General features: G+C 58.6%; 22 protein-coding genes and 2 pseudogenes. 8 read left to right on the top strand and 16 right to left on the bottom strand.

Going from position 1 to position 23,795, the window contains the following annotated elements:
• Nucleotides 1-72 precede the first annotated feature (72 nt).
• The 3 genes from ACY8FN_RS04415 (at nt 73) to ACY8FN_RS04405 (ending at nt 3,604) form a co-directional block, all read left to right on the top strand.
• Nucleotides 73-1,587, top strand: coding sequence for a YifB family Mg chelatase-like AAA ATPase (locus tag ACY8FN_RS04415; protein WP_463099332.1), 1,515 nt, complete (start codon nt 73-75; stop codon nt 1,585-1,587).
• 136 nt (nt 1,588-1,723) lie between these two features.
• A complete protein-coding gene (locus ACY8FN_RS04410) occupies nt 1,724-2,623 on the top strand; it encodes an acyltransferase (RefSeq protein ID WP_101319555.1) in 900 nt (299 codons plus the stop codon).
• A gap of 6 nt (nt 2,624-2,629) precedes the next feature.
• Nucleotides 2,630-3,604: an acyltransferase gene (locus ACY8FN_RS04405; RefSeq protein ID WP_463099331.1), complete on the top strand. Its 975-nt coding sequence runs from the start codon at nt 2,630-2,632 to the stop codon at nt 3,602-3,604.
• Here ACY8FN_RS04405 and ACY8FN_RS04400 read toward each other — a convergent pair.
• Both ACY8FN_RS04400 and ACY8FN_RS04395 read right to left on the bottom strand, forming a co-directional pair.
• Complete coding sequence (locus ACY8FN_RS04400) at nt 3,520-4,032, bottom strand: 2-thiouracil desulfurase family protein (protein ID WP_463099330.1); 513 nt, start codon at nt 4,030-4,032, stop codon at nt 3,520-3,522. The two genes, ACY8FN_RS04405 and ACY8FN_RS04400, sit on opposite strands and share 85 nt — an antisense overlap.
• A complete protein-coding gene (locus tag ACY8FN_RS04395) occupies nt 4,029-4,679 on the bottom strand; it encodes an NUDIX hydrolase (protein ID WP_101345940.1) in 651 nt (216 codons plus the stop codon). The genes ACY8FN_RS04400 and ACY8FN_RS04395 overlap by 4 nt, the downstream gene beginning before the upstream one ends.
• A 74-nt stretch (nt 4,680-4,753) precedes the next feature.
• Between ACY8FN_RS04395 and ACY8FN_RS04390 the strand changes: the two genes are divergently transcribed.
• Nucleotides 4,754-5,389, top strand: a complete 636-nt coding sequence (locus ACY8FN_RS04390) for a nicotinamidase (protein WP_303842577.1) — start codon at nt 4,754-4,756, stop codon at nt 5,387-5,389.
• Nucleotides 5,390-5,478: 89 nt separating this feature from the next.
• Nucleotides 5,479-6,657, top strand: coding sequence for a nicotinate phosphoribosyltransferase (gene pncB, locus ACY8FN_RS04385; protein ID WP_463099329.1), 1,179 nt, complete (start codon nt 5,479-5,481; stop codon nt 6,655-6,657).
• 71 nt (nt 6,658-6,728) lie between these two features.
• Here pncB and ACY8FN_RS04380 read toward each other — a convergent pair whose 3' ends face one another.
• The 9 genes from ACY8FN_RS04380 to rph form a co-directional block, all read right to left on the bottom strand.
• Nucleotides 6,729-7,334: a thiol:disulfide interchange protein DsbA/DsbL gene (locus ACY8FN_RS04380; protein WP_042018045.1), complete on the bottom strand. Its 606-nt coding sequence runs from the start codon at nt 7,332-7,334 to the stop codon at nt 6,729-6,731.
• A gap of 229 nt (nt 7,335-7,563) precedes the next feature.
• The gene (locus ACY8FN_RS04375) at nt 7,564-8,553 is read right to left on the bottom strand and encodes a serine/threonine protein kinase (protein WP_463099328.1); all 990 of its coding nucleotides are present in this window, start codon (nt 8,551-8,553) and stop codon (nt 7,564-7,566) included.
• Between the two features lie 117 nt (nt 8,554-8,670).
• Nucleotides 8,671-10,122 (bottom strand): cytochrome c oxidase accessory protein CcoG, encoded by a 1,452-nt coding sequence (gene ccoG, locus ACY8FN_RS04370; RefSeq protein WP_101319568.1) that lies wholly within the window; start codon nt 10,120-10,122, stop codon nt 8,671-8,673.
• A gap of 155 nt (nt 10,123-10,277) precedes the next feature.
• A complete protein-coding gene (locus tag ACY8FN_RS04365; protein WP_033135400.1) occupies nt 10,278-10,541 on the bottom strand; it encodes a YihD family protein in 264 nt (87 codons plus the stop codon).
• Nucleotides 10,542-10,571: 30 nt separating this feature from the next.
• Complete coding sequence (locus ACY8FN_RS04360) at nt 10,572-11,726, bottom strand: GGDEF domain-containing protein (RefSeq protein ID WP_463099327.1); 1,155 nt, start codon at nt 11,724-11,726, stop codon at nt 10,572-10,574.
• 127 nt (nt 11,727-11,853) lie between these two features.
• Nucleotides 11,854-12,243, bottom strand: a complete 390-nt coding sequence (cueR, locus tag ACY8FN_RS04355) for a Cu(I)-responsive transcriptional regulator (protein ID WP_101319570.1) — start codon at nt 12,241-12,243, stop codon at nt 11,854-11,856.
• On the bottom strand, nt 12,244-14,673 hold the full coding sequence (locus ACY8FN_RS04350) for a heavy metal translocating P-type ATPase (protein WP_463099326.1): 2,430 nt from the start codon (nt 14,671-14,673) through the stop codon (nt 12,244-12,246). It lies immediately after the preceding gene.
• 191 nt (nt 14,674-14,864) lie between these two features.
• Entirely contained in the window at nt 14,865-15,518 is a 654-nt protein-coding gene (gene pyrE / locus ACY8FN_RS04345; protein WP_463099325.1) for an orotate phosphoribosyltransferase, read from the bottom strand.
• Nucleotides 15,519-15,593: 75 nt separating this feature from the next.
• Nucleotides 15,594-16,310 (bottom strand): ribonuclease PH, encoded by a 717-nt coding sequence (rph, locus tag ACY8FN_RS04340; RefSeq protein WP_101319577.1) that lies wholly within the window; start codon nt 16,308-16,310, stop codon nt 15,594-15,596.
• 147 nt (nt 16,311-16,457) lie between these two features.
• Here rph and ACY8FN_RS04335 point away from each other — a divergent pair, with 147 nt between their 5' ends.
• Together ACY8FN_RS04335 and ACY8FN_RS04330 are read left to right on the top strand one after the other, a co-directional pair.
• Nucleotides 16,458-17,321 carry a YicC/YloC family endoribonuclease gene (locus ACY8FN_RS04335; RefSeq protein ID WP_068978233.1) on the top strand — a complete coding sequence of 288 codons (864 nt, stop codon included), beginning with the start codon at nt 16,458-16,460 and terminating at the stop codon, nt 17,319-17,321.
• Between the two features lie 184 nt (nt 17,322-17,505).
• Nucleotides 17,506-18,768 (top strand): tyrosine-type recombinase/integrase, encoded by a 1,263-nt coding sequence (locus ACY8FN_RS04330; protein WP_463099324.1) that lies wholly within the window; start codon nt 17,506-17,508, stop codon nt 18,766-18,768.
• Nucleotides 18,769-18,803: 35 nt separating this feature from the next.
• Here the strand turns inward: ACY8FN_RS04330 and ACY8FN_RS04325 are convergent, their stop codons facing one another.
• The 4 genes and pseudogenes from ACY8FN_RS04325 to ACY8FN_RS04310 form a co-directional block, all read right to left on the bottom strand.
• A complete protein-coding gene (locus tag ACY8FN_RS04325; protein ID WP_463099323.1) occupies nt 18,804-19,049 on the bottom strand; it encodes a helix-turn-helix transcriptional regulator in 246 nt (81 codons plus the stop codon).
• A 50-nt stretch (nt 19,050-19,099) separates the two neighbouring features.
• Nucleotides 19,100-20,761: a DUF927 domain-containing protein gene (locus ACY8FN_RS04320; RefSeq protein WP_463099322.1), complete on the bottom strand. Its 1,662-nt coding sequence runs from the start codon at nt 20,759-20,761 to the stop codon at nt 19,100-19,102.
• A gap of 12 nt (nt 20,762-20,773) precedes the next feature.
• On the bottom strand, nt 20,774-20,971 hold the full coding sequence (locus tag ACY8FN_RS04315) for a helix-turn-helix transcriptional regulator (RefSeq protein ID WP_201985832.1): 198 nt from the start codon (nt 20,969-20,971) through the stop codon (nt 20,774-20,776).
• Between the two features lie 217 nt (nt 20,972-21,188).
• A pseudogene (locus ACY8FN_RS04310) lies at nt 21,189-21,383 on the bottom strand (hypothetical protein); the annotation flags it as partial.
• 72 nt (nt 21,384-21,455) lie between these two features.
• Here ACY8FN_RS04310 and ACY8FN_RS04305 point away from each other — a divergent pair.
• Nucleotides 21,456-22,543 (top strand): IS3 family transposase gene (locus tag ACY8FN_RS04305; RefSeq protein ID WP_463099321.1). Its coding sequence is split into 2 segments (ribosomal slippage): nt 21,456-21,705 and nt 21,705-22,543, totalling 1,089 coding nucleotides; the frame shifts between segments, so codons are not numbered across the junction.
• 40 nt (nt 22,544-22,583) lie between these two features.
• Here the strand turns inward: ACY8FN_RS04305 and ACY8FN_RS04300 are convergent.
• Nucleotides 22,584-23,606: pseudogene (locus ACY8FN_RS04300) on the bottom strand (IS256 family transposase); the annotation flags it as partial.
• Nucleotides 23,607-23,795: the final 189 nt, after the last annotated feature.

Raw genomic sequence — 23,795 nt, 5'->3', positions numbered from 1 at the left:
GCCGGAACTCTGGAATAAAAAACCAACAACAAGCAGTTAGTCAGAACATATATCAACTCAAGGACGGGATTTATGTCATTAGCTGTGGTTTATAGCCGTGCCAGCCTCGGGATCGCGGCCCCGCAAGTTACAGTGGAAGTTCACCTCTCCAACGGCCTGCCCGCCTTCAACATGGTCGGCCTGCCGGAAACCTCGGTGAAAGAGTCGCGGGATCGGGTGCGCAGCGCCCTGCTCAACGGCAATTTCGAGTTCCCGAGCAAACACATCACAGTCAATCTGGCGCCCGCTGACCTGCCCAAGGAGGGCGGCCGTTTCGATCTGGCCATCGCCATCGGCATTCTCGCCGCTTCCAAGCAAATACCGGCAAAATACCTGCTCGATCACGAATTTTTAGGCGAATTGGCCCTGACCGGCGAAATTCGCCCCGTGCTCGGCGTGTTGCCCGCCGTGCTCGCCTGCCGCGATGCAGGACGCACCCTGCTGGTGCCGCGAGAGAACGGCCCGGAAGCCTCCCTCATTCAGGATGCCGAGGTGCGCACCGCCCACCAGCTGCTGGCCGTCACCGCCTGGCTGGCAGGCCAGTACGAGCTGCCGCTGCCAGATCCCCAAAGCGCGGAGAGCCTGCCCGACGTGCCGGATCTGCAGGATGTGATCGGCCAGTCACAGGCCAAGCGGGCGCTGGAGATCGCCGCCGCCGGCAGCCACAATCTGCTATTCATCGGCCCACCCGGCACCGGCAAGAGCATGCTGGCAAGCCGATTGCCCGGCATTCTGCCGCCCTTGAGCGAACAGGAAGCGCAGCAGACTGCCGCCATCCACTCCATCGGCGGCCTCACTCCGCGCGCCGGACGCTGGCACCACAGACCCTATCGCACGCCCCACCATAGTGCCTCGGCGGTGGCGCTGGTGGGAGGCGGCAGCCACCCGCGCCCCGGCGAAATTTCGTTGGCCCATAATGGCGTGCTGTTTCTTGACGAACTGCCCGAATTTGAGCGCAAGGTGCTCGACTCCCTGCGCGAACCGCTGGAGACCGGCCACATCACCATCAGCCGGGCCGCCCGTCAGGTGGATTTCCCCGCCCGCTTCCAGCTGGTCGGCGCCATGAATCCCAGCCCTTGCGGCCACTATGGCGATGGCCAGACCCGCTCCAGCCCGGATCAGATCCTGCGCTACCTCGGCAAGCTCTCCGGCCCCTTTCTCGATCGCTTCGACCTCACAGTAGAGGTGCCGCTGCTGCCCAAGGGGAGCCTCACCGGCAAGGCGGAGCGGGGGGAGTCGAGCCAACAGATCCGCGATCGAGTGCTGGCGGCGCGCGAACGAATGCTCAGTCGCAATGGCAAACTCAACAATCTGCTGGATAGCCGCGAGATAGAGGATATCTGCCGACTATCGCTGCAAGATGCCGAGTTTTTGGAGAATGCGATCCAGAAGCTGGGGCTCAGCATAAGGGCCTGGCACCGCATTTTGCGGGTGTCGCGCACCATCGCCGATCTGGCGGGGCAACCGGCCATCGGCAAGGAGCATCTTATCGAGGCGCTCGGTTATCGCGCCATGGATCGGCTGCTGTCGCGGCTACGTAACGGCTGAATCTGCAAGATGGCGAAACGAGGGTTTCGTGCTGCCAAACGCCCTCTGCATGGTCTAGCGCGCCATCGGCTGATATTATGGCCACAGATCTGACCACTTGATGGCCCTTTATCGACAGCAAGACGGACCCTTACTCATGCCCAACAAGCTGACAGAGCGACTGCGCGGCAGCCTCTCTACCCTGCTCTATTTTTTCAATACCCTCTTCTGGTTTGTCCCCATCTTCTTGCTGGGTTTGCTCAAGCTGCCGCTACCGTTCAAGGGGTGGCGAACCCTCTGCAACACCCTGCTGGATGGCTGTGCCAGCTGCTGGATCGGTTTCAACAATCTGATCCAGAAAACCATCATCCAGACCCCTTTCGAGGTGGTCGGAGTGGACAAAGGGCACCGGAATGAGTGGTATATGGTGATTGCCAACCATCAATCCTGGGTCGACATACTGGTATTGCAGCGGGTTTTTAACCAAAAAATCCCCTTCCTGAAGTTTTTCCTCAAGAAAGAGCTGATTTGGGTACCTTTTCTCGGTCTGGCATGGTGGGCGCTCGACTTCCCCTTCATGCGGCGATATTCCCGCAAATTTCTGGAAAAAAGGCCACATTTGAAGGGAAAAGACATAGAAACAACGCGCCAGGCCTGTGCCAAATTCCGCCACATTCCGGTGAGTGTGATGAACTTTGTCGAAGGCACCCGTTTCACCGGCAGCAAGCATCAGAAACAGGGCTCGCCCTATCGCCACTTGTTGCTCCCGAAAGCGGGGGGCATCGCCTTCACCCTGGCAGCCATGGGCGACCAGTTGCAGCAACTGGTTGATGTCACCATCGCCTATCCGGACGGCATTCCCAGCTACTGGGACTTCATGTGCGGCCGGGTCGGGCAAATCAAGGTTCAGGTCCGCTATTTGCCGATCGACCGTAAGCTGGTGGGGGATTACTTCAATGACCCCGAGTTCCAACAAGAGTTTCAACAGTGGTTGAACGGGATCTGGCACGACAAGGACCAGACCCTGAGCCAACTGCTGGCAACCAAGGCGCAGTAGACATTCATGCTATCCCTGCTTCCCGGCCCGCTGGTGCTGATCATCAGCGCGGGCCTGACCATCCTGTTCACCGCCTTGTGCGCCAGCTTGATCCTGCTGGTATCGCTGGCCAAACTGCTGCTGCCGATCCCGGCCTTTGGCCGCGCCTGCAGCCGCCTCAACAACCGCTTCATGCGCCTGTGGCTGGCCTGCAACGCGCTGGTGATCCGTCTCACCATGCTCATCGACTGGCAGATCGAAGATGAGACCCGACTGCGCCAGGATGGCTGGTATCTCGTCATCAGCAACCACATGAGCTGGACCGACATAGTGGTGCTGGGTCATCTGTTCCGCGACCGGCTGCCGGTGCCCAAGTTCTTCATGAAGCACGAGCTGATCTACATCCCGCTGCTGGGGCTCGCCTGCTGGGGGCTCGACATGCCCTTTATGCGCCGCTATTCACGGGCGTTTTTGCTGCGCAACCCGCACCTGCGCGGCAAGGATATCGAGACCACCCGCAATGCCTGCGAGAAGTTTCGCCACATCCCCACCACCGTCATCAACTTCGTGGAGGGAACCCGCTTCACCGAGCAGAAACGGGACGCGGCCCGCTCCCGCTACCGCCATCTGATGCCGCCCAAGGCGGCGGGTCTGGCCTTTACGCTGGCGGCCATGGGGGAGCAGTTTGACAGCCTGATCAACGTCACCATCCGCTATCCGGACAACGCCGGGACCCCGTTCAAGGACTTCCTGATGGGACGGGTAAAGCGCATTCAGGTGCGGATTGAGGAGCTGCCGGTGGATGAGGCGCTGGTTGGCGACTACTTCAATGACAAGCAGTTCAAGCGCGGTTTTCAGGAGTGGCTAAACCAGCGCTGGCAGGAGAAAGACGAGGTGCTGGAGGGGTGGCAGCGCGGTCAGGCGCCGCAGCCGGTTGCTGCCGAAGGGATATCCAACAAAGAGGCATCCACAGAGAGCGCCGAAGCCAACTCAGCCAACTGATCTTCGGAAAAGACTGCAATACCGTGGCGGCGCAACAGTGCAGTGGTCTTGCCCTCGCCCGTCACAGAGACACCTTCAAAGCGGCCGTTATAGATACGGCCGCTGCCACATGAAGGGCTGCCCTCTTTCAGCAGCGCGAAGCGAATGCCCTGCGCCTGACAGATTTCCAGCGCCAGCTCGGCGCCGCGATCAAACTCGGCAGTCACATCCAGCCCGCTCGCCGTCACCACCCGCTCACCCTGCCGCTCAGCAGGAGGCCGCGGGGTCGGCAAACCGCCCGCCACTTCGGGGCAGAAGGCCAGCGCCCGCCCTTCGGCACCCAGCTCGCTCAGCCAGTCGCTGACAATCCCCTTGCTCTGGCCATCGTAACGCACTGGCTGGCCCAGCAAACAGGCGCTCACCAGCACACAAACGGGATTGGTACTCACGCTTCCGCTCCATGCATCACCTGATCGAACATCACGCAGCAGGGACTCTCCAACCGGTAAAGGATGGCGGGGCGCTGTTTGCCGGTGCGCTTGCGGCCGCTGTCCACCAGAATGTCGGCACGATGGATCCGCTTGCGAAACGCGGCCGTGTTCATGGGGGTTTGCAGGATGATTTCGAAGGCGCGCTGCACCTCGGAGAGGGTGAACTCGGGCCCCAGCAGTTGCAGCGGCAAGGTGCTGTAGCGACTCTTGATCCGCAGCCGCTCCAGCCCCTTGGCGATGAGCTGGACATGGTCGAAGGCGAGGCTCAGCCCCGGCAGGTTGCAGAGCGGATGCCAGCAGCCGTGGATCGCTGCCACTTCCGGATCGACCAAGCAGAGATAGACCAGGGTCGTGGACCAGCCGCGGGGATCCCGCTCCAGACTGCCGAGGGTGCAGACCTGCTCGCTGTAGCAGTGACCGAGTCCCCACTCCGCCAGCAGGCGGCGCTGGGCGGCATCCAGATCCCGATCCAGTGCCTCATCGATGCGCAAGCCGGGTAGCTGCCAACTGTGGGCAAAGGGGGGGCGATCACGGGTCTCGAGCAGCAGCTCGAGCCGCTCGTCATGCAACCGCAGCACCACCATATCCAGACTCATTCTCAGCATGCCGATCGCCCTGCTCGCCTTCCATTAATGTTTGGTAGATAATATCACACGAATAGTATGTGCAGGAGCCAATCATGGGAACCGTCGCCAGCCTGGATATTGATGCGCAGAAGGGCTTTACCCCCCTCTGCCCGAACGAACTGCCCGTCGCGGGCGGTGATGATATTGTGGCCGCGCTCAACGCTCAGGCCACCCTCGCCACGCTGCGGATCGGCAGCAAGGACGCTCACCCGGCCAATGCCGACTGGGCCGTCAGTGACCCCGCTGGCATGTTGCTGCCGCTGGATCTGCCCAACGCCGACCTCACCTGGCCGGTGCACTGCGTGCCGGGCAGCAAGGGCTTCGAGCTGCTCGACGGCCTGCCTGCCCCCATCGACTATGACTTCTTCGTCTGGAAGGGGGTCGAGCCGGATCTGCATCCCTACGGCACCTGCTTCCACGACCTGGCCGAACGGCGCAGCACCGGACTCATCGAATTCCTGCAAGCCCGCAAGGTCGGCACAGTGCTGGTCGGCGGCCTCGCCACCGACTACTGTGTCAAAACCAGCGTGCTGCAACTGCGCCGCGCCGGTTTCCGGGTGATCGTCCATCTCGATGCCTGCCGTGGCATTGCTCCCGCGACGGTTGCCAGCGCCCACACCCAGATGATCGAGGCTGGCGCCGAACTGGCCCAGACCCTGATCGATGTACAACGCCTGCTGGACGCCTGATATGCCCCCTATCCTCACCAGCCTGCTCGATACCGGCGCCTGCAATCTACCTATGCGACTGGCGTTCGCCCGCCTGCGGGGAGTCTGATATGCCACCCATACTAACCAGCCTGCTCGACACCGACGCCTACAAACTGCATATGCAGCAGGCGGTGTTCCATCGCTATCCGGATGCCGAGGTGGTGGCCGAGTTTCACAGCCGCAATGAAGAGGATCTGCTGCCCATGATGGGGCAGATCGAGGAGCAACTGCGCCTCGCCGGTTCCCTGCGACTGACCAAACCCGAGCTCGATTTTCTCGCCGAACGTCCCTTCTTCACCCCTGACTACCTCGACCACCTCCGTCGCAAGCCGCTCGATGCCTCTCTGCTCAAGGTGTTCGAGCAGGATGGCCGCATCAATGTGCGGGTCGAAGGGGCCTGGCAGGATGTGATCCTGTGGGAGATCCCGGTGCTCGCCATCATCAGCGAGATGCGTAACCGCTTCCGCTACCCCCAGTTTGGCGTCAGCCACGCGCTGGATCGACTCGACCAGAAGCTCGACAAGCTGGAGCAGGAACTGAGTCCGGAAGAGATGAGCGAATTCAACCTCATCGATTTTGGCACCCGCCGCCGCTTCTCCCATGGGGTGCAAGATGCGGTAGTAGGCCGCCTCAAGGAGCGACTGCCAGCGTTTCGCGGCACCAGCAACTACCTGCTGGCCCAGAAGTACCAGTTATCCGCCGTGGGCACCCAGGCCCACGAGTGGTTCCAGGCCCATCAGCAGCTCGGTTTTCCGCTCGAACACAGCCAACGCGCCGCCCTCACCAGCTGGCTGGAAGAGTTCACCGACCATCTTGGCATCGCCCTGACCGACTGCATCACCATGGATGCCTTCCTGCGTGATTTCGATTTCGAGCTAGCCAGCCGCTATCAGGGGCTGCGCCATGACTCCGGCGATCCCGTGGTGTGGGGTGAGAAGGCCATCAGCCACTACCAGCGCCTCGGTATCGACCCCACCGACAAGACTCTGGTCTTCTCCGATGGGCTCAATCTCGACAAAGCAGTACAGCTGCTGCGTCACTTCCGCGGCCGCATCAATACCAGTTTCGGTATCGGCACCAAGCTCACCTGCGATCTGCCCGGTGTCAGCCCGATGAACATCGTCTTCAAGCTGATGGAGTGCAACGGCGGCCCGGTCGCCAAGATCTCCGACAGCCCGGGCAAGACCCTCTGTCGGGATGCGGAGTTCATCCGCAACCTCAAGCAGGCGTTCCACGTCGGGGTCTGATTCAGACTGCCAGAAAACAAAAAGCCCGCCGGTTCGCACCGGCGGGCTTTTTTATCGACTCAAGGGCGATATCAGTCTTTCTTGGTCAGCAGGAACTGCACCAATTTGTTGAACTGCTCTTGAGATGTGATGGATTCAATCTTAACCATGTACTTGCCGTTCACCAGAAACGCAGGCACACCACGAATGTTGTAGCTCTGCATGTTGCGATCGAACTGGGAGACCATGCCGGAAACCGCGAAGCTGTCGACGGCACCGTCAAACTCCTCGGCCGGAACACCGTTGTCGACAAAAATTTTCTTCACATCGTCACGGCTGGTCGGATACTGGCGCTGTTGCATCTTGCTAAAGATGGCGGGAGTGACCTTGCTCTCTGCATTGAGCAAAGTAGCAACCGCATAGGCACGCTGCATCTCTGGCCCCATCTCGCCACCCATGAAGTTCACCGGGTTCTTCTTGAGGGGCACATCTTTTGGCAAACCAGCCTGCAGTTGCTCAACGATCGGTTCAAACGTCGCGCAATGCGGGCAGAAGTAAGAGAAAAACTCCATCACTTCTGGCTTGGCAGAGGCTGTCTGCTTGACCACATCGTAGTTGACGCCTTCCTTGAATTCGGGGGCGGCGTGAACCATGGGGACCATCAGCATGGCTGCGAGGAAAAATAAAACTTTTTTCATGATGTTTCCTGTTAAGGGATCACTGTGAGGCACGCCCGGCGAACCGAAGCAGTGCCAAGCCTATTGTTTCGCCATGCTGACGTCAATGGTCAGGACCGGAGATCGAGTCACACTTGCCACGCAAGATCCCTTCAATTTCACCAGTTTGGCATCAGGCTCAGCGGTGGCGCCTTCAGTGCCTCCAGCTGATCGTGCCGCAGGTGGGGCGATCTGCTGGCCACCGGATAAGTTACCACCCCGGCATAAGGGTCAACGGCGGTGCCTTCAATGCATCGAGCTGATCGTGCAACGTGGCGATCTGCTGGCGCCAGTAGTGCTCGGTGTTGAACCAGGGAAAGTGACGGGGAAACGCGGGATCTTCCCAGCGTCGCGCCAGCCAGGCCATGTAGTGGACGATCCGCATCGCCCGCAGCGGCTCAATCAGCGCCAATTCCCGCGAATCAAACTCCATGAACTCCTCGTAGCCTGCCAGCAGAGTATCGAGCTGGATCTGCTGCTCGTGACGCTCGCCGCTCAGCATCATCCAGAGATCCTGAATGGCAGGGCCGGTACGGCAGTCATCGAGATCGACAAACATGGGGCCGTCGCGCCACAGAATGTTGCCCGGATGACAGTCGCCATGCAGCGAGATCTGCGCCACATCCAGGGTCATGGCATCGCAAACGTGCTTGATCAGCTCGTCGAGCACCCCGAAAAATTGCTTGGCCAAGCCGCTCGGCAGCCACTCGCCAGACGCCAGCAGCTGACGCGGTTCGTGCAGCATGCTCTCCACATCGAGCCGCACGCGATGGTGAAACGGCTTGCTGGCACCAATCTGATGGATACGGCCAAGATAGCGCCCGACCCACTCCAGCTGATCGAGGTTGTCCACCTCAAACTGGCGACCACCGACGCTCTGCCAGATGGCGAACGGATAGCCCTGATGCTCCAGCAGGGTTTCGCCCGCGAAGGCGATCGGGGCGGCCACCGGGATCTCCGCATCACAAAGCCGGGCAGCATACTCATGCTCTTCGAGGATCTGGGCCCGGCTCCAGCGACCGGGACGGTAGAACTTCACCACATAGCGGCGACGCTCCTCATCCTGAAACTGGTAGACCCGGTTCTCATAGCTGTTGAGTTCGATGAGGCCGGAGTCGAGCCGCAGACCGCTGAGATCGAGCGCGTCCATGATGAGGTCGGGTGTGAGATCGGAATAGTTGAAACGCATGTCATCCACCATAAGAAAGGGGCGCCGTTGCGCCCCATTCTATCACTACTACCCGCTATTACCCTGCTCGCTGGTGACCGGACTTGGGTAACGCCGGTGCCGAGGGCAGTCCACGGCAACCGGCGGACATTACAAGCGGCTGATAAACTTGCTGCCCTGACGCAGGTTGCCCTTGCTGTCATCAGGCGCCGCCCCTTCCCGTTTCAGCACAAACTTGATGTCCAGGGTCGGCCGCTTCAGGTTGTAGGGGTCGACCGCCAGACTGACCGGCAGGGTGTAGATCTCGCCCGCCTTGAGGGTCACTTCACGGGGCCCGAACCACTGATACTCGGGCAAGCCCTCCACATCCAGCTGGTAGGTCTGGGGTTGCAGGGTCTTGTTGAGGATCTTGAGGGTGTAGGTGTTCTCGATCAGCCCCTCGCTGTTCTCACGGAACAGCTGGTTGCGATCCCGCAGGATATCGAGCCCCATCGGCATGATGGACATGGCGTTGTAGACAAACACCCCCAGCATCACCGCCATCACCAGCCCGTAGCCAATCAGCTTGGGTCGCGCCACATGGGTGGAGTCGTTGGCCAGCTTGTGCTCTGTGGTGTAGCTGATCAGCCCTTTCGGATAACCCATCCGCTCCATGGTCTGGTCGCAGGCATCGACGCAGGCGCCGCAGTTGATGCACTCGTACTGCAGACCGTCGCGGATATCGATGCCGGTCGGACAGACCTGCACGCAGAGGTCGCAGTCGATGCAATCCCCCAACCCCAGCGCCTTGGGATCCGCCTTGCGGGAACGGGCGCCACGGGTCTCGCCGCGCTTGCTGTCATAGCCGACGATGAAGGTGTCTTTGTCGAACATGGCGGACTGGAAACGGGCATAAGGGCACATATGGATGCACATGATGGCGCGCATCCAGCCCGCGTTGCCGTAGGTGATCACTGTGAAGAAGAGCACCCAGAACAGTACCCAGCCACCCGCCTGCAGGGTGAAGAAATCAGGTACCAGTTCAGTCACATCCTGAAAATAAGCGACGAAGGTCAGACCGGTTACCAGCGAGATGACCAGCCAGGCCAGATGCTTGGCACCCTTGCGAGCCAGCTTCTCTGCCGACCAGGGACCGGCATCCAGCTTGCGTCGTTTGTTGGCCGCCCCCTCCAGCTTCTCTTCAAACCAGATGAAGGTGAAGGTCCATACCGTCTGCGGACAGAGATAGCCGCACCAGACCCGGCCGAGAAAGGTGGTGACAAAGAACAGGGCAAAAGCGGCAATCATGAAGATCCAGGCCAGCAGGGTCAGATCCTGCGGCCAGATGGTGGCGCCAAAAATATGGAACTGCTGATGGCCAAGATCGAACAGCACCGCCTGACGGCCGTCATAACGCAGCCAGGGCAGCAGCACAAAGAGGGCGACGAAAAACCAGCCCATGGCCTTGCGCACCCGCTGCCATGTTCCGGTCTGGGCCCGCACATAGATACGGTTGCCGGGGTTGAACCTGTCGTCGCTGGCTTTGAACGTGTTGGGATTGTAGGTCCCGGTTACGCCCTTGTCGGTAACGTCCTTGATATCGATTTTGTCGTGGTCGGCCATTGCAAGACATCGCTCCCTTATTTGTTATGGAGCGGATTATATCTTAAACAGCATGCTAATTGTGTGGATTAGATGTATCTAATATTGGCGTTTGATCGCAATTTTCAGCAACAAAAAAGCGCACCACCCCGGGGTGGTGCGCTTCCAACAAAGGTTCACTTGATTCCGCGCGCCTTGAGCAGTGCCTCTTTGAAATCGGGCACATGATCCTTGGCCAGACCGGGGATCATCGCCTGCTTGTCGGATTCCCGCATCTTGAGGTGATAGATCAGCATGTCGTCGGTCAGCTCGGACAGAGGACCTTCAAATCCCGCTTCGTTGGCCAGTTTGGCTACAAACTGCACCAGGCTGAGATCCTGTTCCTTGATCCAGGCAGGCTGCAACAACTCCAGCAGCTCTTCGATACGATGACATTGCATAGACAACCTCTTTAATCTGTCACGTTAAACTCAGGCAACCTTACCCATCAAGGCTACTTCGATTCGATCCCGCCCATTATGCTTGGCCTGATAGAGGGCCGCATCCGCTTTCTGGATCAAATCGGCGATTTTCATGCTGTTATCCGGTATCAGTGTGGCAACACCAAAACTACATGTGACCCGACCGGAGACCAGCGACTTCTGATGAGGAATATCAAGCTCCTTGAGGGCCTGCCGCACATGATCCGCCACCTGCAACGCCCCCTGCATGCCGGTACAGGGCAGTAGCAGAGCAAACTCCTCGCCACCGTAACGGGCCGCCAGATCATCCTCCCGCCGCTCCACCTCGGCCAGCAAGGCGGCCACCTGCTGCAGACAGTCATCTCCCGCTTGATGGCCATAATGGTCATTGAACTGTTTGAAGTAATCCACATCCACCAGCACCAGTGACAGGGGCACCTTGGCCCGATGGCAGCGACGCCAGGTCAGCTCCAGACAGTCATCAAGATGAGCGCGATTGGCGATGCCGGTCAAGCCATCGAGACGAGAGGTGAGGCGCAGATGCTCGGAGACCACCTTCAGCTCGGCCACCAGTTCGGCGTTGGAGAAACGGTGATGGAGCGAGGCGATCTGATCCCGCCGCATCCGCCGCAACAGGGTCGGCAGAAAGACGAACAGATAACCCGCCAGCATGCAGGAGACGATCCGCTCCTGTTCGTTGCCATTGCCCAGCTCGAACAGCATCGCCATGCCCAGCGGCAACACGTCGCCATAGAGGGTGCGACGGCTACCAAACAGCATGATGGCGCTGCCGGTGAGAATGAGGCTGGAGAGCATCATCATGGCGGCCCGGTAGGTATCGGGCAGCGCGTTCATATAAAGCAGCACCCCGAGGGCCCAGGCGATGGAGGTGATGGTGGCGCCGATAAACAGCTCGCGCTCCAGCACCGGCAACGGAATCTGTTGCAGGCGGGATTGCCGCCAGTGCAGGTGCCAACCCCGACAGAGCAGCAGCAACAGCACCCCGGCCAACCAGCCCAGCGCCTCGCTGGCGGGCAGATAGTCATGAAACAGCAGACTCCAACCAAATGCCAACACGCCCAAACAGGGGAGACTGAAGGATGCGTGGGTATAGAGCTGGGCCATGATGGCCTGCTTAACCTGGTGTGTCACACTCTGGGTCAACTGAGTACTCCTGTACAAGAGCCGAGCAGTCTACCACTCCCCCCTGACCAGCAACAATAAAGCGCCGTTTATTAAGAATTTAATCAATCATCGGCGTTTTCTCCGACGCTGGCCAGTGAGTCCTTGCTCACCCCCGCTCCAGCTCGTCGAGGATCGGGCACTCGGGATTTTCGTCACCATGGCAGCAACAGACCAACCCTTCCAGCGAGCTGAGCATCGCCTGCAGACCGCTGATACGGGCCCGCAGATCGACGATCTTCTCCTGTGCCAGCTTCTTCACCTGGGCACTGGTGCGATGCTCGTTGCGATAGAGCGCCAGCAGCTCCTGACACTCCTCCAGATTAAAGCCGGTCTCCCGCGCCCGCTTGACGAAGCGCAGCTCCCGCAGCGAGCCCTCGGTATAGCTGCGATAGCCGTTGTCACTGCGCACTGGCGCCTTGATGAGACCGATACTCTCGTAGTAGCGGATGGTCTTGGCGGTCAGCCCCGTGGCCTTGGCAACCTTGCTGATGTTCATTTATGCCTCCTTACTGATCGGGTTGGATGCTGGCCCGTGCGCCGCCTTGGGCTGCCAGCGTTTCAATAACAGGGAATTGCTCAATACAGTGATGCTGCTCAGGGCCATGGCGGCCCCCGCCAGCTCGGGGCTGAGGTAGCCCAGCGCCGCCAACGGAATGCCGATGATATTGAACACGAAGGCCCAGAACAGATTCTGCTGGATGGTGCGCCAGGTGGCCGCCGAGATATCGATGGCATCGGCCACCAGCCGCGGGTCAGATCGCATCAGCGTGATGGAGGCGGTCTCCATCGCCACATCGGAGCCGGAGCCCATGGCGATGCCCACGTCTGCTGCCGCCAGCGCGGGGGCATCGTTCACCCCGTCCCCCACCATGGCCACCAGCCCGCGGGTTTGCGCCCGCAGCGCCTCGACTTTCTCCACCTTGCCCGCTGGCAGCACCGAGTCAAAGGCTCCGTCCAACCCCAGCTGGGCGGCGATGTGCGCCACCGGCGCTGGCGCATCGCCACTCACCAGCCAGCTGGCGATACCGCGCTGGCGCAGGGTAGCGATCGCTTCCGCACTCTCGGGGCGCAAGGTGTCGGCCAGTGCGGCGATACCGGCCACCACGCCGTCGATGGCGACCCAGACCCGGGTCGCGCCATCGGCGGGCTGTTCATTCTGTTGCGGCGCTTCAATGCCAAGCTGGGCCAGCAGGGAGCTATTACCGATGGCGACCCTGTGGCCAGCCACCTGACCAACAATACCGGCACCGACCCGCACCTCGACGGCTTCCGGCTGGAGTAGCGTTAGCTCTTTGCCGACCGCCTCGCGCATCGCCAGCGCCAGCGGATGTTCGCTCGCCTGTTGCAGGGCGGCGGCCAGACGCAGTTGCTCGGCAGTGCCGCTCCAGCTCGCCAGCACCGGCCGACCCTGGGTCAGGGTGCCGGTCTTGTCGAAGATCAGCGCTTTGATGGCGTGGGCCTTCTGCAGGGTATCCACATCCTTGATCAGAATGCCGTGGCGCGCCGCCACCCCGGTGCCGGTGACGATGGCAGCGGGGGTCGCCAACCCGAGAGCACAAGGGCAGGCGATCACCAGCACAGCCACCGCCGCCAACAGCGCCTGCGCGAAGTCGTTGCTGATGGCGTACCACACCAGCAGGGTAAACAGGGCGATGGCCATCACCACCGGCACAAACACGGCGGAGACCTTGTCCACCAGCTGTTGCAGCGGTGCCTTGCCCATCTGGGCGCTCTCCACCAACGCGATGATCTTGCTGAGGCTGGACTCCTCCCCCACGGTAGTGGCTTCGATCTCCAGCACACCGGAGCGGTTGATGGCGCCGCCCAGCACCTTGTCGCCCGCACTGCGCGGCACTGGCAGGCTCTCGCCGGTGAGGATCGACTCATCCAGCTCGCTGACACCGCTCATAATCCTGCCATCCACCGGCACCCGCTCCCCCACCAGCACCCGCAGCCGATCGCCGCGTAGCACCTCGTCGATGGCCACACTCTGCCAGCGCTCGCCATGCCAGACTGTCGCAGTTTCCGGCCGCAGCGCCATCAGCTCGCGAATGGCGGACTGGGTGCTGCGTCTGGCCCGCGCTTCTAGCAGTTTTCCCAACGAAATCAGGGTAATGATGATGGCGCTCGCCTCGAAGTAGAGCTTGCCGCTGGCGGCCATCCCCAAGTTAAGCAGCAGATAGAGACTGTAGAAGTAGGCGGCACTGGTGCCGGTTGCCACCAGCACATCCATGTTGGCCGCGCGGTTCTTGAGGGCAAGCCAGGCGCCGCGATAGAAGCGGGCACCAATCCAGAACTGCACCGGGGTGGCGAGCAGCAGCTCCAGCCAGGCGGGCAGATGCCAGGGGAACAGCCCGGCCATAGCCAGCATCCCCACCAGCAGCGGCAGAGTGAGCAGGGCGGAGACGATGACCCGGGTTTGCGCCTGACGGGCGCTGGCAGCCTCCTGCACTTCCCGCTCCAGCAACTGCTGGCGACGGCCGCTTGCCGAGCCCTGCGCCAGTTTGGCGCCAAAGCCGAGCGCCTCGATCCGTTCGCGCAGAGCGGCGGGACTCTGGGCGCCCGGCACCAGCACGATACGGGCCTGCTCGATGGAGAAATTGACCTCGGCGGATATCACACCGGGCAGTGCTGCCAGCATCTTGTTCAGTCGCGCCGAACAACCTGCGCAGGTCATGCCGCTGATCTGGAAAGACAGCGTTTCGCGGCCGTAGTCATAACCTTGACTCTTGATGCTGTCGAGCACCCCGGGCAGACGGTCGGGGCTGGCCAGCTCGATGGCCGCCTGCTCCAGCGCGAAGTTGACGGTCGCCGCGACTCCGTCGAGTTTGTTGAGGTTGGCCGCGATGCGGCTGGCGCAGTTGGCGCAGCTCATGCCGCTGAGCGGCAATTGCAGATGAATGAGGTGTTGCTGTTGAGTCGTCATGCTGTTCCTCCCCGGAACCCGTCGGCACCAAAAAACGCCGACCGGCAAACCCTAACCTTTACCTTAAGGGCAAGCTCAAGCAGTTCACAGCCGCTTTTTAAGAATGTGTGGGAAAAACGCGGATAAAAAATGGCGCCACCCTCGGCGAGAGGGGCGCCATCCTGTTTCACTTCATTTCGCTTCGGGGCTTATCAGATGCCGTACTGGGCGCGATAAGCCTTCATGGCCGTCCGTTGTTCTGCCAGCTCCGGCTGCTCGGCCTGCTTCTCCTCCAGATAGGCGATGAGATCGCTCATCTGGATGATGGCGATGATGTGGGCGCCGTAGTCACGCTCTACCTCCTGAATGGCGGAGAGCTCGCCCTTGCCCTTCTCCTGACGGTCCAGCGCGATCAGCACACCCGCCAGCGAGGCGCCGTTGGCCTGGATCAGATCCATGGATTCGCGAATGGCGGTGCCAGCGGTGATCACGTCATCCACCAGCATGATGCGCCCCTTGAGCGGGCTGCCCACCAGATTGCCGCCCTCGCCGTGATCCTTGGCCTCCTTGCGGTTGAAGCACCAGGGCACATCCACATCGTGTTGCTCCACCAGCTGCACGGCGGTGGCGGAGGCGATGGGGATCCCCTTGTAGGCCGGGCCAAACAGCACATCGAACTCGATGTCGGCATCCATCAGGGCGGCGGCATAGAAGCGGCCGAGGCGGGCCAGATCGCGGCCGCTGTTGAACAGACCGGCGTTGAAGAAGTAGGGGCTTTTACGACCGGATTTCAGGGTGAATTCACCGAATTTGAGGACCTGTTTCTCCAGGGCGAACTCGATAAATTGACGCTGGTAGGCTTTCATTCTGGCTCCTTGCTTGGCTTGTCGTTTACTGGTGTGGGGGTATAAAAAAACGCGGCCTGAGCCGCGTTTTTAAAATTATGAAAGTGACTGCTTCTGCAGCTCAATGATCTCGGCAATGCCGCCCTTGGCGAGCCCCAGCATCGCCAGCAGCTCCTCATGGGTGAAGGGCTCGGCCTCCGCGGTGCCCTGCACCTCGATGATCCGACCATCTTCGGTCATCACCACGTTCATGTCGGTCTCGGCGGCGGAGTCTTCGATGTACTCCAGATCACAGATGGCTTCGCCCTGATACATACCGACAGAGACGGCGGCGATCATCTGCTTGAGCGGGCTCTGCTTCAGTTTGCCCTGTGCCACCATCCAGTTCAGCGCATCCACCAACGCCACGCAGGCACCGGTAATCGCAGCAGTACGAGTGCCACCGTCTGCTTGCAGCACGTCACAGTCCACAGTGATGGAGTGCTCACCCAGCGCAGTCAGGTCTACCGCTGCACGAAGGGAGCGGGCGATCAGACGGGAGATCTCCAGAGTACGGCCGCTCTGCTTGCCAGAAGCCGCTTCGCGGTTCATCCGGGAGTGAGTGGAGCGCGGCAGCATGCCGTATTCGGCAGTGACCCAACCCTGACCCTTGCCTTTCAGGAAGCGCGGAACGCTGGTGTCGACGCTGGCGGTGCAGAGCACGCGAGTGTTACCGAACTCCACCAGCACTGAGCCTTCTGCATGTTTGGTGAAATTGCGGGTAATGGTAACCGGGCGAAGTTGCGCGGCACTGCGATCGCTGGGACGTGACATGGAATGGACCTCTGGGCTGGCTCAAATTGGCGAAGGAGTATAAGTCATTAGGCCCCAAATATCAGCCGCTAAAACCACGGCATCGGCTGACGAGCAGGGCCGGGCTGAGTATACTGGCCGCACACTTCATCAAGCCCGGAACAATCAATGATTCACAGCATGACCGCCTACGCCCGCAAGGAATTCAAGGGCGACTGGGGCACAGCCGTTTGGGAAATTCGTTCGGTAAACCAGCGCTATCTGGAAACCTACATTCGCCTGCCGGAGCAACTGCGCAGCCTGGAACCGGTACTGCGTGAGCGTTTCCGCGCCAAGCTGCAGCGCGGCAAGGTGGAGTGCAACCTGCGTTTCGAAGCCGCTCAAGCCGCTGCCAGCCAGCTGCACATCAATGAAGAGCTGGCCAAGCTGATCATCGACAGCGCCAACTGGGTAATGAAAGAAGCGGGCCAGGGCCAGCTCAACCCGGTCGACGTGCTGCGCTGGCCGGGTGTCATGGCCGCCGCCGAACAGGACATGGACGCGGTCGCCACCGAGCTGCTCGGCGGGTTCGATCAGACCATGGAAGATTTCCTCGCCTCCCGCGCCAGCGAGGGTGCCAACCTCAAGAACCTGATCCAGCAGCGTCTGGATGGTATTCAGGTAGAAGTGAAGAAGGTGCGCGTCCACCTGCCGCAGATCATCGAGTGGCAACGCCAGAAGCTCACCGACCGTCTGGCCGAAGCCAAGGTGGAGCTGGATCCGGCCCGCATCGAGCAGGAGATCGTGATGCTGGCCCAGAAGATCGACGTGGCCGAAGAGCTGGATCGTCTGGAGATGCACATCAGCGAGACCATCAAGATCATGAAGAAAGGTGGCGCCTGTGGCCGTCGTCTCGACTTCATGATGCAAGAGTTCAACCGCGAGTCGAACACCCTGGGCTCCAAGTCCATCAACGCCGAAGTGACCCAATCCGCCGTCGAGCTGAAGGTCCTGATCGAGCAGATGCGGGAACAAATTCAAAATATTGAATGATGGTTTTCTTTATCCATGCAGGATAAAAATAACATTAAAATCAAAGGCTTTTCTTGTTTTGAAAATCACAACATTCATCCAAACGCATTTTAGTTTGGGTAGTGGTGGGTAGTAGATTGGGGAGTTCAATCTCGCTATAGTTTTGCTAGCGAAATTGTACTCCCCAATTTTTTAAGGCTGGAAAATGGGCAAGCTGTACGACAAAACAGTCAAAAAACTGATCAAGGAAAAATCCGCCGTCCGGCATGCCGATGGTAACGGGCTATACCTGATGACCCCTGCTCGCGGTGAAGCTTATTGGATGCTGCGCTACACCACGCCCACGACAAAACTTCGGCGAGAGTACACCATAGGTCAGGTATCCGACTGGTCTCTGGCAGATGCCCGGGACGAAGCGGCCAAGCTGCGGCTGGCCATCAAGCGCGATGGTGCTGACCCGGTTCAGGTTCGCCTCAAGATCAACAGGAACCCGTTCAAGACACTGAATGACCTCTTTGAGGATTATCACCAGTTACGCAAACGCGAAATTGCCTCATATGAAAAAGAGCGCAGCCTCTATGAGCGCGAGATCGCCGGGCGCATCGGTCATCTTGAACTAGATAAAATCAGGCCGCTGGATATCAGTGAAATCCTGCGCGATATCACCAACGGATATGGCGGGAAACCACCAAGGCCGACCATTTCGAATGATGTGATGCGTATGCTCAAACGTACCTTTGAACATGGTATGAAGCTGGATGTCACTCGCTTTAATCCTGCCAGTCCATTCCGCCCCAGAGATGCGGGTGGGCCAGAGCGGGCCGCCAACTACCCAATGACAGAACCGGAGGTGATCGAGTTTTTCACCAAGCTTCGTGCGATCCCGGCCCAGTTCAGTCGTGAAAACTATCTGGCCTGTGCCCTACTGATCGCTACCTGCACCAGAAAAATGGAACTGCTGGCTGCGCCATGGAGCGAGTTTGATCTGGAGCAGAAGGTTTGGCATCTCCCCAAAGAGCGCACCAAAAAGCGCACGTCTATCGACATTCCACTCAGTGAACCTGCCATGTCCTGGCTGAAAGAGCTGAAAATTCGTAGCTGTGGCAGTGAGTGGGTTTTCCCGGCCAGGAGGATCAGCAAGCAGGCTCGAACACCCCATGTCTGCGAAAACACTCTGAATCATGCAATCAAAAAGTTGTTCGAACAGAACTTCTTCTCGTTTGATAAACGACGCGTTCATGACCTGCGCGGTACCGCGAGGACAATGCTCGGCAAAATGGGATTTGATGATGCCCTCGCCAAACGCTGCTTGAACCAGCAAGCGGGGAGTCGTGTTGATGAAATCTACAACCGCCATGCCTACTTTGCAGAGCGCACAGAGGCACACATAAAACTCGCTGAATGGTTGGCCCCCATCGTCAATGGCCCGGTCAACTACACTGGTGCCAAGCTTGATGAAGTCAGTTAATACAAGAGCCCCATAACAGGGGCTCAACTCTACCTCTAGGCAGCCTTGCGTTGCTCAATCCACCACAGCAGATCAGACAGTCGCCATGCAACACAGTGGATGCTCAATCTCACCCGCTTTGGCGCCAGCCCCTCCCGCTCCATCTTCCACCACAGCGTTCGAGTAACGCCAGTAATGGCTCGACGATCCGCTTCTCGGACCAGCCGCTCACATTGGCCAGAGCACTGAAGCACCTGAGCCCTTATTTCATCACTCGGAGCCGCAAATAGAGATTTATCCATGGTATGACACCTCAAAACAGCGCTGGGAAAAATGGGAAAGTGGGAAACATTCATTCATCGCCGTCCAACTCCTGCATTCCCGCATAAATGCGATCCGGCCATAGGGCAAAGAAGCGATAGAATTTCCCTTGAATCATGATCTTCACTGTCGCCCGTTCCGGTTCATTGGTAGCTAACCACTCTCGCTGCAGCAGCGGCATTACCTCCCGCATGTACTGGCCAGGCAAACCCAATTGCTGCAGAAACTGATTTTTATCGATCAGCCACTGCCGCTCGCCACTGACCTCGCGGGTATATCCCAGCGACGAAACGGTGCGATGTTGATCTAATGCCTGCAATCCCCTCTCCCATTTCGGCAACAGCTCTTTCAAACGAGCCAACACCTGATGCTCTTCCAGGTTCATCACATGGCCTCTGGCAGCCAGCCATTGCTGCCACACTGCTCGTACAGATGCGATGGATTCCTCCTCTTCCCAGGGCACCAGATAATTGCGTGATGCCAACCCCAAGGCCGTTGCAACCAGCGCAAATCGCCTTAGCACTCTGACAACCTGGGAGGACATTTGACTTGTACGCCAGAGATCGGTGAGTCGCTGGGTCTCCCCTGAAACATAGCGAGCCAACTCATCGGTGGATGTCAGCAGATATATCCACTCTTTAAACAGGCTTCCGTGATATTGGCCTGTCTGAAGCTTTATGTGATCGGCAAACTGCTGTGAGCTCTGAAGGTTGTGCAATTCATCAAATGCACCATACCTGCCAAAGGTCGGAATCTCGATCAATCGGGTCTGCTGACCGGCCAACGGCCTTTTGCCCAACGACGCAAAAATCTCAGACAGGTATATCTCCCCAGAGCTCAACGCCTGTGTGCGCCAATGGGTTGATCTGGCGAGACTACCATTCTCCGTGGCGCGCAGCTTGCTCGCCCCGGATACAAGGTGGTAGATGATGACATCCACGTCCTCAGGCTTAGCCATACCGATCTCATCCAGTGGCAGCAGCATGTCATGCTGTTCGGCGGCCACTGCCGCTAGGCCATTGGCGGTAGCAATCCACCCTCTCACAAACTGATGTCCTGCATAGACTGATGCGGCGACCGCCAACAGGGTCGTTTTCCCTGTGGATGAATGGCCCACCAGATGAAATAAGCCGCTTTCCAAACCCGCGGGATACAGAAGAGGAGCCATCAGGGCCACGCCCACAGCAAAAATCATCATCGGATTACCGATACAGTGTTCACCGATATTTGCCTGCCACTGAGCCAATGAACCTGAACATTGCGGCCTTACGTCACCCAGCTGGCCAGCATAAAAATAGGGTTCCCCAGCCGAACCCACAGACCAATCCGGTGTGACAAATACCCGTTCATGCCACCCTGTGCGTTCCACACAGATACCGGTGGGTGCCTTTGCCATTTCTCGAATCAAATAGAGCTGCAGGCGAGGCCAGCTCTGTGGATATGGTTCCAACCAATAACCCGCATCGACCAGTTTTTCGCGGATTTGTCGCGACTGCTCCCCATAGAGCACTCGGTTGAAAATCACTTCCTGCTGCACCACACCATCCAGATTTCGCCACTGGATCAAGGCGCCAAATCCCCTTTGATATGAGGCGTCCCGTGTTCTGGCCGACACCCGGATCCAACTACCAACACGTAACCATCGGTCCCGGTCCAGGCACTCCAATCCATCATCCGTCAATCGAAACTCCATCCCGCCTCCCTATCACAGCTCAGCCATCCAGCGACGCACGTCGGCGGCTCGGAATCGCACAGCTTTTCCAACTGGATTGGGTTTGATCGGGTGGGGAAAGCGCCCAGCTTTTACATATCGGCGCAATGTCGGCTGAGACAGTCTAGTGACCGCACAAACCTCCTCATAGGTAAGAAGATTGTCGGTCGTGAACTGAAAATGAGCATTCATATGTCCTCCCATAACATCGTGATGTGTCATGAGCGATCATAAGATGCAGACTCGTTCAGCCTCGCCTCTGTAACTGCCCGTTTTGGGCACTTACAGCGTTTTCTGGAAAATTTTTCGGATGTGAAATTTAAGATGGAAACAGGAAGGGGGTTGGTAGAGCCAGATGAAATGGAAAAAATTTGAGCCTGTAAATAATTCTGTGTAACTGCCCACTCCATTACAGGTGACCGTTCAGGCGATCACCGAACTCGATAATAAAGCGATTCAGGGCCGGCTTCCAATTCTGGATCGGCATGGTCCATTTCTTGGAGGCCTGCTGTATCGCGAGAAACGCCACTTTGAGCGCCGACTCATCGGTCGGGAAGAGCTTCCGTTGTTTGGTCGCTTTGCGCAGCACGCTGTTCAGTGACTCGGTAATCCCCCCGAAAACCTGGGGTGCTCATAAGTAGAATTTTCTCGTATCTTGAACGCAGGAGGTTCTAACATGAAAACATCACGCTTTAGCGATGCCCAAATCATCGCCATCCTCAAACAGGCCGAGTCTGGCTCACCCGTCCCTGAACTCTGCCGCGAGCATGGCATCAGTTCCGCGACCTTTTACAAGTGGCGCGCCAAATTCGGTGGCATGGATGCCTCTCTCATGGCTCGCCTCAAAGAGCTGGAGGAGGAAAACCGCCGCCTCAAGAAGATGTATGCCGAGGAGCGCCTCAAAGCCGAGATTATCGCCGAGGCCATAGCAAAAAAGTGGTGACGCCATCTGCCCGCAGGGAGATGGCTATCAAAGCCGTGTCGCTCTTTGCCATTTCTATCCGGCTAGCCTGCAACATCTTCAAGGTCAGCGAAGGCTGTTATCGCTATCAACCCATGCTCGCCGATGAAAACCAGCTTATTGCGGATTGGTTGCTGCGTATCACCAACAGCCAGCGGAACTGGGGCTTTGGCCTCTGCTTCCTCTACCTGCGTAACGTCAAAGGGTTTGCTTGGAACCACAAGCGGGTCTACCGGATCTATCGGGAGCTTGAACTGAACTTGCGCATCAAGCCCAAGAAGCGACTGGTACGTGAAAAGCCACAGGCTCTGGCCGTGCCTGCCCAGCCTAACCACTGCTGGTCGATGGATTTTATGCACGATCAACTGAGCGATGGCCGGTCAGTGCGACTGTTTAATGTGATCGATGATTTTAACCGCGAGGCGCTGTGCATTGAGGTCGATTTTTCATTGCCCGCTTCACGGATCAAGCGCGCACTGGAACAGGTGATTGAGTGGCGTGGCAAACCGGCGATGATCCGGTGCGATAATGGACCAGAATATATCAGCGAAGTGCTCAAGGCGTGGGCGGCGAAACAGGAGATCACCTTGGGGTATATCCAACCAGGCAATCCTCAGCAGAACGCGTACATAGAGCGGTTTAACAGAACGGTACGTTACGATTGGTTGGCTCATCATCTGTTTGGCACGCTGGAGGAGCTCCAAGAGTTTGCAACCCAATGGCTGTGGGTTTATAACCATGAGCGGCCCAATATGGCGCTGGATGGTTATACCCCGAAGCAGCATCTGGCAAAGGCTGCATGACCTCTACTTTTGAATGCCCCTAAAAATGGGGGGATTACCACTCGATCGCATTGGTGGTGTAGATCACCTTCCGGATCGCGGGGGGATAATCGAACAGCGTGATCAGATTAACCCAGTGACTCTGCCAGGAACGCGCTATCTGCGGGTACTGGCTATCCCAGCGTTCGCCGAAGGCCGCCAGCGCCTGCTTAGCCTCACGCTCCGTCGCAGACTGGTAGATCTGCTTCAGTTCAGCCGTCACCGCCTTGTAGTCCTTCCAGGAGACGTAGCGCAACGAGTTGCGGACCATGTGGACGATACACAGTTGCACCTTGGTTTGAGGATATTCCACGGCAATGGCATCAGGGAAGCCCTTGAGACCATCCACACACGCGATCAGGATGTCTTCCAGGCCGCGGTTCTTCAGCTCGGTCAGGACCGACAGCCAGAACTTTGCCCCTTCGGTCTCGGCCAGCCACAGGCCCAACAGCTCCTTGTGCCCCTCCATATTGATGCCCAGTGCCAGATAGAGCGACTTGTTGATCACCCGCTGGTTCGCGCGGATCTTCAGCACAATGCAGTCCAGATAGACGATGGGATAGAGCGGATCCAGCGGCCGGTTTTGCCATTCGTGGACCTGCTCGATGACGCGTTCGGTCACCTTCGATACCAGCCCCGCCGAGATGTCGGCGTCATACATCTCTTTGAACGCGTCCACTATATCCCGCGTACTCAAGCCCTTGGCGTAGAGGGCGAGGATCTGGTCGTCCATCTGGGTCAGGCGTGACTGCCCCTTGCGGACAAACTGAGGCTCGAAGGAGGCGTTACGGTCACGAGGCGCCTGGATGGTGACCTCTCCATGGTGGCCTTTTAGGCGCTTGGTGGAATAGCCATTGCGATTGTTGCCGGTCCCGCGGCCTTGTGGGGCGTGTTTCTCGTAGCCCAGATGCTCGTCCATCTCGGCATTGAGCGCGGTCTCCACGGTGAGCTTGATCAGCTGTTGGGTGAGTGTGCCGAGATCTTTTTCAGATTTGATGTCTTTGGCCAGCTCAGCGGCCAGTGCTTTGAGTTTGTCTTGGTCCATTTGCTTACCCACGAAGGTATCCTTTTGAAAAAGTTACTTATTCGTGGGCGGTTACACAATTGGATTTACAGGCTCAAAAATTTCACATGTGAAATTTTGGCGAGAGTTCAGTTAATACCTAAACAGGTGCAATCGCAGCAAGGTTGCACCTGTTCGTGACGAAAATCATGGAGCTTGCTCAGCAAGTAC

The organism is Aeromonas sp. 160P (genome assembly GCF_055193095.1).
Note: the sequence above shows the minus strand (reverse complement) of the source record. Positions and strands in the feature narration are given on the sequence as shown.